Raw genomic sequence first — 10154 nt, forward strand, 5'->3', positions numbered from 1 at the left:
ATGGCATACAGAGCGCGCTCACCGCCGCCGGTGAACTGTTCGTGCAGGGTGTGCCGGTCTCCTGGGACGGGTTGTTCGCTGGGCGGGAGCCGGGGTGGGTGGATCTGCCGACGTATGCGTTCCAGCGGCGGCGGTACTGGCCGCAGCCGTCGCTTGCCGCGGGGGATGTTGCTGCGGCGGGGTTGGTGTCGGCGGGGCATCCGTTGCTGGGTGCGGTGGTGTCGGTGCCGGGGTCCGGCACCGTGCTGACCGCGCGAGTGTCGCTGCGGACGCAGCCGTGGCTGGCGGATCATGCGGTGCACGGGGTGGTGTTGTTCCCGTCGACCGCTTTCGTCGAGCTGGCGATCCGGGGTGCGGACGCTGCGGGTGCGGGCGGGCTGCGGGAGTTGGTCGTGGAGGCTCCGTTGGTCATCCCCGAGCACGACAGCGTCCAGATCCAGGTGGTCGTCAACGACGACGACACCACCCTCGGTATCTACTCGCGCGCTACTGACGACGATCCGTGGATCCGGCACGCCACGGCCGTCAGTGGTGATGCCCTCGTTGCTGAGTCCTGTTCATGGCCGTGGCCGCCGGTGGATGCCTCGCTGGTGGATGTCGCCGACTTCTACCAGCTGACCGCCGACAGCGGGTTCGTCTATGGGCCGGTCTTCCAGGGGTTGCGGCAGGTGTGGCAGGGCGATGGTGAGGTCTTTGCCGAGGTGGTGGTGCCGGAGGGGGAGGTGGACCGGGCCCGCAAGTTCGGTGTGCATCCGGCGCTGCTGGACGCCGCGTTGCACGCGACTGAGTTCGTCGGGCTGGACCCCGCCCCGGCGGGTCGGCTGCCGGTCAGCTTCGCCGACGTCACCCTGCACGCCGAAGGGGCGACCGCCACCCGGGTCCGGGTGACCCGGACCGGTCTGGACAGCGTCGGCGTCGAGATGGCCGACGGCAACGGCGACCCGGTGCTGTCCATCGGATCCGTGACTCTGGGCGCGCCGCCATCGCCTGGACTGACGGCCGCATCCCTGAGTGGGACGATGCTGGCCCTCGACTGGCCCGAGTTGCCCATGCCGGAGGACGAACCGGCGGACGCCCGGTTCGCCTTCGTCCAGGGGTCCGCATCCGGTGCCGCCTCGTGGCTCCCGGAAACGGCGTACGCGGATCTCGGGGATGTCCTCGCCGCAGAGACGCCGCCGCAGTACGTGGCACTCGCCGTCTCGGCCTGCGACGAGCCGGACGACATGGTCCACGCCGTCCACGCGACGACGCGATGGACCCTCGACCAGCTACAGCGCTGGCTGGCCGAGGAACGCTTCGCCGATACCACCCTGGTCGCCCTGACCAGAGGTGCGATCGCCACCCACCCCGACGAGCCGGTGCCGGAGCTCGGCGCGGCCGCGGTCTGGGGTCTGCTGCGCACCGCGCAGATGGAGCACCCGGGCCGGATCCTGCTGGTCGACACGGAGCCAGGCGTCGACCTCGACATGCGGCAGTTGACCCTGGCGCTGCGCAGTGGCGAACCGCAGATCGCGCTGCGCGGCCAGGCGATCCGCACGCCACGGCTGACCCGGGTCAGCCCTCCCGATGAGCCGGAGCTTGAGCCGGAGCTGCGGATCGACCCCGAGGGCACCGTGCTGGTCACCGGCGGCACCGGCGGCCTGGGCCGGGAAGTGGTCCGGCACCTCGTACGGGCCCACGGGGTGCGGCGTCTGCTACTGCTCAGCCGTCGCGGCGCAGCAGCCGAGGGCACGCAGGAACTGGTCGACGACTTGTCCGCGCAGGGCGCCGAGGTCAACATCGTCGCCTGCGATGTCGGTGACCGTGCCGCCTTGGCCGCCGCGCTCGCCGGCACCACGCTGACCGGTGTGGTGCACACAGCCGGAGTGGTGGACGACGGCGTCATCGCGTCGCTGACCGCCGAGCGGCTGGACCAAGTGCTCGTGCCGAAGGTGGACGCGGCCTGGGCCCTGCACGAGCTGACCGCCGAGATGGACCTGTCGTTCTTCGCGGTGTTCTCCTCGCTGTCCGGCATCCTTGGCAATGCCGGACAGGCGAACTACGCGGCTGGCAACGTCTTCCTCGACGCGCTGATGCAGGCCCGGCGGCATGCCGGCCTTCCGGGCATCTCGATGGCATGGGGAGCGTGGACGCAGGACGCCGGCCTGACTGCCGCGCTGTCCGAGACCGACATGCGGCGGCTGGCGCGCTCGGGCATGCGACCGCTGTCAGTGCCGCAGGGCCTGGCCCTCTTCGACCGGGCCCTGACGTCCGACCGGGCGCTCCTCGGGCTGGCCAGCCTGGACGTCGCCGCCCTCCGGGCCCGCGACGACCTGCCCGTCTTCCGGTCACTGGTGGGCGGCCGGGCGCGGCGCCGGGCGGGCGACCACCAGCTGAACGCCGGCGGCCTGGCCGAGCGGATGGCCGCGCTGACCACGTCGGAACGCGAGGAGCACTTCCTCGCCCTGATCCGTGACCACGCCGTCGCTGTGCTCGGCCACGCCTCGGGTCACCAGCTGAACGTCACGACCGCGTTCCGGGAACTGGGCTTCGACTCACTGATGGCGGTCGAGCTCCGCAACCGGATCCGGCGCGGCACCGGCCTGCCGGTGGCGAACTCGATGGTCTACGACTACCCGACGCCGCTCCGGCTTGCCCAGTACCTGGCAAGCCTGCTCGACGCTGTCCGGCCCGACCAGGACGAGGCCCCGCCGCCCCGCGTCCTCGTCGACGACGACCGGCTGGCCATCGTCGGGATGGCCTGCCGGTTCCCCGGCGGTGTCACGAACCCGGATGACCTGTGGAGGCTGATCACCGACGGTGGCGACGCCATCTCAGGGTTTCCCGACGACCGCGACTGGGACTTCGAGCAGCTGTACGACACCGAGGGCACCGGGGCCGGAAGTTCCGCCACCCGCAGCGGCGGGTTCGTCGGTGTTGACGAGTTCGACGCGGGCTTCTTCGGCATCTCGCCCCGTGAGGCCCTGGCGATGGACCCCCAGCAGCGGTTGCTGCTGGAGAGCTCGTGGGAAGCGCTTGAGGACGCCGGGATCGACCCGCACTCCCTGGCAGGCAGCTCCACCGCGGTCATGTTCGGGATCAGCCAATCGGGTTACGGAGGGCTGGTCGGCCCGCTGGAGGAGACCCGTGGCCACCTGCTGACCGGCGGAGCCTTCAGCGTGGCGTCCGGCCGGGTGGCGTATTCGCTGGGTCTTGAGGGTCCGGCGGTGACGGTGGACACGGCGTGTTCGTCGTCGTTGGTGGCGTTGCATCTGGCGGGTCAGGCGTTGCGGGCGGGGGAGTGCTCGCTGGCGCTGGCGGGCGGCGTGACGGTGATGGCGACCCCGGACACGTTCGTGGAGTTCAGCCGGCAGGGTGGGTTGTCGGCTGATGGGCGGTGCAAGGCGTTCGCGGAGGCTGCGGATGGCACCGGTTGGTCCGAGGGCGTCGGTGTGGTGGTGGTGGAGCGGTTGTCGGATGCTCGTCGCAATGGGCGTCGGGTGTTGGCGGTGGTGCGGTCGAGTGCGGTGAATCAGGATGGTGCGTCGAATGGGTTGACGGCGCCGAATGGGCCGTCGCAGCAGCGGGTGATTCGGCAGGCGCTGGCGGTCGCGGGACTGAGGTCCGCTGATGTGGACGTGGTGGAGGCGCACGGTACGGGTACGGCGCTGGGTGATCCGATCGAGGCGCAGGCGGTGTTGGCGACGTATGGTCAGGGGCGGTCGGAGGATCGGCCGTTGTGGCTGGGGTCGGTGAAGTCGAACATCGGGCATACGCAGGCGGCTGCGGGTGTTGCGGGTGTGATCAAGATGGTGCTGGCGATGCGGCATGGTGTGTTGCCGCGCACGTTGCATGTGGATGAGCCGAGCACGCATGTTGACTGGAGCCAGGGTCGGGTGCGGCTGCTGACGGAGTCGGTGGCGTGGCCGCAGACCGGGCGTCCGCGCCGCGCCGGGGTGTCCGCGTTCGGCATGTCGGGCACCAACGCCCACGTCATCCTGGAGGCTCCCCCCGAGGCCGGGACTGATGCCGACCTCGTCCCGGATCCTGCCCCGGACCTGGGCGTGGTGGCGTGGGTGGTGTCGGGCCGGTCGGTGTCGGTGGTGGCGGAGCAGGCGGCTCGGTTGGTGCCGGTGGTGGGGTCGTTGGAGCCGGTGGATGTGGGTGCGGCGTTGCTGTCGCGGTCGTTGTTCGAGCATCGTGCTGTGGTGGTGGGCCGCGATCGTGGGGAGTTGGTGGCGGGTCTGGCTGCGTTGGCTGGTGGGGGGCTGGCTGGGAGTGTGGTGCGGGGTTCGGTGGCCGCCGGTGGTCGGGTGGTGTTTGTGTTCCCGGGGCAGGGTGCGCAGTGGGTGGGGATGGCGGCGGGTTTGTTGGGGTCGTCGGTGGTGTTTAGGGAGTCGATGGCTGAGTGTGCGCAGGCGTTGGCGCCGTTTGTGGATTGGTCGTTGCTTGAGGTTCTTGACGATCAGGTCGTGCTTGGTCGTGTGGATGTGGTGCAGCCGGTGTTGTGGGCGGTGATGGTGTCGCTGGCGCGGGTGTGGGAGTCGTTGGGTGTGGTGCCGGCTGCGGTGGTGGGGCATTCGCAGGGTGAGATCGCGGCGGCGTGTGTGGCTGGTGGGTTGTCGTTGTCGGATGGTGCGCGGGTGGTGGCGTTGCGCAGTCGGGCGGTTGCGCGGGTGTTGGCGGGGCGTGGCGGGATGGTTGCGGTGTCGTTGCCGGTGGGGCGGGTGCGGCGGATGCTGCGGGGTGGCTTGTCGGTGGCGGTGGTCAATGGTCCTGGTTCGGTGGTGGTGGCGGGCCCGGTGGGGGCGTTGGAGGGTTTTCTGGCGGAGTGTGAGGGGTTGGGGGTGCGGGCGCGTCGGGTGCCGGTGGATTACGCGTCGCATTCGGAGTCGGTGTCGTTGGTTGAGGGTGAGTTGCTTGAGGAGTTGGCTGGGCTGGCTCCGGTGTCGTCGGTGGTGCCGATGTATTCGTCGGTGTCGGGTTCGCGGATGGATACCGCGGGTTTGGATGGGGGGTATTGGTTTCGGAATCTGCGGCAGACGGTGGAGTTCGAGCGGGCTACGCGGGCGTTGGCGGCGGATGGGTTTACGGTGTTTGTTGAGGTGAGTGCGCATCCGGTGTTGACGATGGCGGTGCAGGACACCCTTGGTGAGGATGTGGTGGTGGCGGGGACGCTGCGCCGTGGTGAGGGTGGTTTGGAGCGGTTCTTGCTGTCGGCTGCGGAGCTGTTCGTGCGGGGTGTCCCGGTCGCGTGGGATGCGTTGTTCGCGGGGTGTCGGCCGGGGTGGGTGGATCTGCCGACGTATGCGTTTCAGCGGCGGCGGTATTGGCCGCAGCCGTCGCTTGCCGCGGGGGATGTTGCTGCGGCGGGGTTGGTGTCGGCGGGGCATCCGTTGCTGGGTGCGGTGGTGCCGGTGCCGGGTTCTGCCACGGTGGTGCTGACGTCGCGGGTGTCGTTACGGACGCAGCCGTGGCTGGCGGATCATGCGGTGCACGGGGTGGTGTTGTTCCCGGGTACCGGGTTTGTGGAGTTGGCGATCCGGGGTGCGGACGCCGCCGGTGCGGGTGGGCTGCGGGAGCTGATCGTGGAAACCCCGTTGGTCATCCCGGATGGGGAGAGCGTTCAGGTGCAGGTGGTCGTCAACGGCGACGACCGCAGTGTCGGTATCTACGCCCGTACTGGTGATGGTGATCCGTGGACTCGGCACGCCACCGGGGCCATCGACTCCGACGGTGTCGTGGTCGAGGTCGGGGAGCTGGCCGGGCCCTGGCCGCCGGCTGGCAGCACACCGGTGGACGTCGAGGACTTCTACCAGCGCAGCGCCGACACCGGCTTCGATTACGGCCCCGTCTTCCAAGGCCTGACCCGCGCCTGGCAGCACAACGGCCACATCCTCGCCGAGGCCGTCCTGCCCGATGGCCAGGATGCCGCGGCGACCTCGTTCGGCATCCACCCGGCGCTGCTCGACGCCGCTCTGCACCCGCAGACCTTCGTTGGCCTGGAACCCACCGCGCAGGGCCGGCTCCCGTTCGCCTTCACCGACGTCACCCTGCACGCCACTGGAGCGAAGGCCGTTCGGGTACGGATGTCGCGCACCGGCCCGGACTGCGTCGCCGCCGTGCTGGCCGACGAGACCGGTGCCCCCGTCCTGTCGATCGGCTCCCTGATCATGCGCCCGGTCCCAGCCCGGATCCTTGGCGCAGGTCGCACCGCGGAGACCCTGTTGACCCTCGCCTGGGACGAGGTGCCGATGCGGGACGGCGGGACTCCCGCCGCGGATGGGGACGTGCTGCTTGAGGTGCCCGCCGCAGCGGACAGCACGCCGGAGTCGGTCCACGCGACCGTCGAGTGGGCGCTCCGGCACCTACAGAGCTCCACCGGCAGCCGGCTGGTCGTCCTGACCCGCGGTGCGGTCGCCGCCGGCCCTGGTGAATCCATCACCGACCTGGCCGCCGCCGCAGTGTGGGGGCTCGTCCGGTCGGCACAGAGCGAGGATCCGGGCCGGATCATCCTGGTTGACGTCGAGGCCGGGACGCCGGTCGACCCCGAACTGCTGGCGCGCGTGACCAACGCCGACGAGCCGCAACTGAGCGTGCGCGCGGGCACCCTGCGCGCCCCGCGGCTGACTCGCGGGAGCGTGACCGGCGAACCGGTCACGCTGCACGGCACGGTCCTGGTCACCGGCGGTACGGGCGGTCTCGGCAGCGCGGTCGCCCGGCACCTGGTCGCCGCGTACGGTGTGCGGAGCCTGCTGCTGCTCAGCCGCAGCGGGCCGGCCGCCCCGGGCGCCGCGGAGCTGGTCGAGCAGCTGACATCCCAGGGCGCCGAGGTCAGGGTGGTGGCCTGCGACGTCAGCGAACGGTCGGCGCTGGCCGGCGTGCTGGCCGGGGTGCCGCTCGCCGGTGTGGTCCACACCGCCGGGATCCTGGACGACGGGGTGATCTCCTCGTTGACCCCGGAGCAGGTGCACCGCGTCCTGGCCCCGAAGGTCGACGCGGCCTGGCACCTGCACGAGCTCACCCGCGAACTGGACCTCTCGATGTTCGTCGTCTTCTCCTCGCTGGCCGGGCTGATCGGCAGCCCGGGCCAGGGCAACTACGCCGCGGCCAACGTGTATCTCGACGCGCTGATGCAGCAGCGCCGCAGTGCCGGACTCGCTGGCATCTCGATGGCCTGGGGCCCCTGGGACCAGAGCGCGGGCCTCACCGGTGCGCTGACCGGCGCCGACATGCAGCGCCTGGCCCGGCTGGGAATGCTCCCGCTGTCGGTCGACCAGGGCATGAGTCTGTTCGACCGGGCGTTGACCGCCGACCAGCCCCTGGTCGCCCTGACCGAGCTCAAGACGTCAGCCCTGCGGGCGGCGGCTGAGGTGCCGGCGGTCTTCCGCTCGCTTGCCGGTGGTCCGGCCCGACGGGCCCGGGCCCGTGCAGGAGCCGGCGAGCGTACGGGCGGCCTCGCCGACCAACTGGCCGGCCTGACCCCGGAGCAGCGGCAGAGCCACCTGCTCGCCCTGGTCGGCGAACACGCTGCCGCGGTGCTGGGCCACAGCTCGGGCGCGCAGATCGCCGCCGAGCAGCCCTTCCGGGAGGTCGGGTTCGATTCGTTGACGGCGGTGGAGTTGCGGAACCGGTTGCAGTCGGTGACGGGGTTGGGTTTGCCGTCGACGCTTGTGTTCGACTATCCGAGTGCGGGGCGGTTGGCGGGTTTCCTGGCCGAGCGTGTGGGGGGTGTGGCGGTTGTTCCGGGCGGTGTGTTGCCGGCGTTGCGGTCGGTGGACGACGATCCGCTGGTCATTGTGGGTATGTCGTGCCGTTTCCCGGGGGGTGTTTCGGGTCCGGACAGTTTGTGGGAGTTGTTGTCGCAGGGTCGTGATGCGATGGGGGGTTTTCCGACGGATCGTGGTTGGGATACCGGTCTGCTGGGGGAGTTGGCGCACGCGGGTGGGTTCGTCGAGGGTGTGATGGATTTCGATGCGGGTTTCTTCGGGATGTCTCCTCGGGAGGCGTTGGCGACGGATCCGCAGCAGCGGTTGTTGTTGGAGGGTTCGTGGGAGGCGTTGGAACACGCTGGGATCGATCCGGTGTTGCTGGCGGGTTCTGCGACGGGGGTGTTTGTTGGTAGTTACCAGTCGGGTTATTCGGAGGTTGCAGGCTCGGCGTTGGCGGATGCGGATGCTGGTGCGCAGTTGTTGACCGGTGGTGCGCAGAGTGTGTTGTCGGGTCGGGTGGCGTATGCGTTGGGTCTTGAGGGTCCGGCGGTGACGGTGGATACGGCGTGTTCGTCGTCGTTGGTGGCGTTGCATCTGGCGGGTCAGGCGTTGCGGTCGGGGGAGTGCTCGCTGGGTTTGGTGGCGGGTGTGACGGTGAATGCGTTGCCGCATACGTTTGTGGGGTTTGCGCAGCAGGGTGGGTTGTCGGCTGATGGGCGGTGCAAGGCGTTCGCGGAGGCTGCGGATGGTACGGGGTTCAGTGAGGGTGCCGGTGTGCTGGTGGTGGAGCGGTTGTCGGATGCTCGTCGCAATGGGCGTCGGGTGTTGGCGGTGGTGCGCTCTAGTGCGGTGAATCAGGATGGTGCGTCGAACGGGCTGACCGCCCCGAACGGACCGTCACAGCAGCGGGTGATCCGGCAGGCCCTGGCGGTTGCTGGGCTTGGCACCGCTGATGTTGATGCGGTGGAGGCGCACGGTACGGGTACGACGTTGGGTGATCCGATCGAGGCGCAGGCGGTGTTGGCGACGTATGGTCAGGGGCGGTCGGAGGATCGGCCGTTGTGGCTGGGGTCGGTGAAGTCGAACATCGGGCATACGCAGGCGGCTGCGGGTGTCGCGGGTGTGATCAAGATGGTGCAGGCGATCCGGCACGGTGTGTTGCCCCGCACGTTGCATGTGGATGAGCCGAGCACGCATGTTGACTGGGCTCAGGGCCGGGTGCGGCTGCTGACCGGGCCGGTGCCGTGGCCGCAGACCGGGCGTCCCCGCCGGGCGGGCGTCTCCTCGTTCGGCATCTCGGGGACGAACGCGCACGTGATCCTCGAGGCCGCGCCTGACGTCGGCGCCGGTGCGGACAGCGGCGCGGGTCGGGGCGTTGGTGTCGAGGGCGATGCGGGAGCGGTGTGGGTGGTGTCGGCGCGGTCGGAGCAGGCGTTGCGTGGGCAGGCTGCTCGTTTGTTGTCGGTGGTGGGTTCGCTGGATCCGGTGGCGGTGGGTTCGGCGTTGTTGTCGCGTTCGGTGTTCGAGCATCGTGCCGTGATCGTGGGTGCCGATCGTGGGGAGTTGCTGGCGGGTCTGGCGGGTGTGGCTGCTGGGGATCCGGTGGCGAACGCGGTGGAGGGGGCTGGGGGTTCGGGTCGTCGGGTGGCGGTGTTGTTTGCGGGTCAGGGTGCGCAGTGGTTGGGGATGGGCCGTCGGTTGTATGGGGAGTCGGTGGTGTTCGCGGCGGCGTTCGATGAGGTGGTCGCGGAGTTGGACCGGCATTTTGGGGTGTCGGTGCGGGATGTGGTGTGGGGTGAGGATGCGGACCTGCTCAATTTGACGGGGTGGGCGCAGCCGGCGTTGTTCGCGGTTGAGGTTGCGTTGTTCCGTTTGCTGGAGTCGTGGGGTGTGGTGCCGGACTTCCTGCTGGGGCATTCGATTGGTGAGGTGGCCGCGGCTCATGTCGCCGGGGTGTTCGATCTGGTGGGTGCGTGTCGGTTGGTGGGGGCGCGGGCGCGGTTGATGCAGGCTTTGCCGGCTGGTGGGGCGATGGTTGCGATCGGTGCGGTCGAGGAGGAGGTGCTGGCGCGGCTGGCCGATGGGGTGTCGGTGGCGGCGGTGAACGCTCCCGGGTCGGTGGTGGTCTCCGGTGAGGAGGACGCCGTTGTCCGGGTGGGGGAGTACTTCGCCGGGCGGGGTGTGAGGACGACGCGGTTGCGGGTGTCGCATGCGTTTCATTCGGCGTTGGTGGAGCCGATGTTGGACGACTTTGTGGCGGCGATCGCGGATGTGGAGTTTGTGTCGCCGCGGATTCCGGTGGTGTCGAATCTGACGGGTGAGCCGGTGGACATGGCCGGCCCGGGGTATTGGGCGCGGCAGGTGCGGTCGGCGGTGCGGTTCGCCGACGGTGTGCGGTGGCTGGCCGGCCAGGGTGTGGACACGTTCGTGGATGTGGGTCCGGATGGGGTGGTGTCCGGTTTG

At 69.9% G+C, this 10154-nt stretch carries 1 protein-coding gene; it reads left to right on the plus strand.

Translation table 11 applies throughout. From position 1 onward, the window contains the following. Window positions 1-10154: type I polyketide synthase (locus P2L57_RS39355; RefSeq protein WP_275823322.1), on the plus strand; the 10154-nt coding region annotated here is incomplete at both ends.

The sequence above is a fragment of the Streptantibioticus ferralitis genome, assembly GCF_029223525.1.
In the GTDB taxonomy this organism is placed as follows: domain Bacteria; phylum Actinomycetota; class Actinomycetes; order Streptomycetales; family Streptomycetaceae; genus Streptantibioticus_A; species Streptantibioticus_A ferralitis.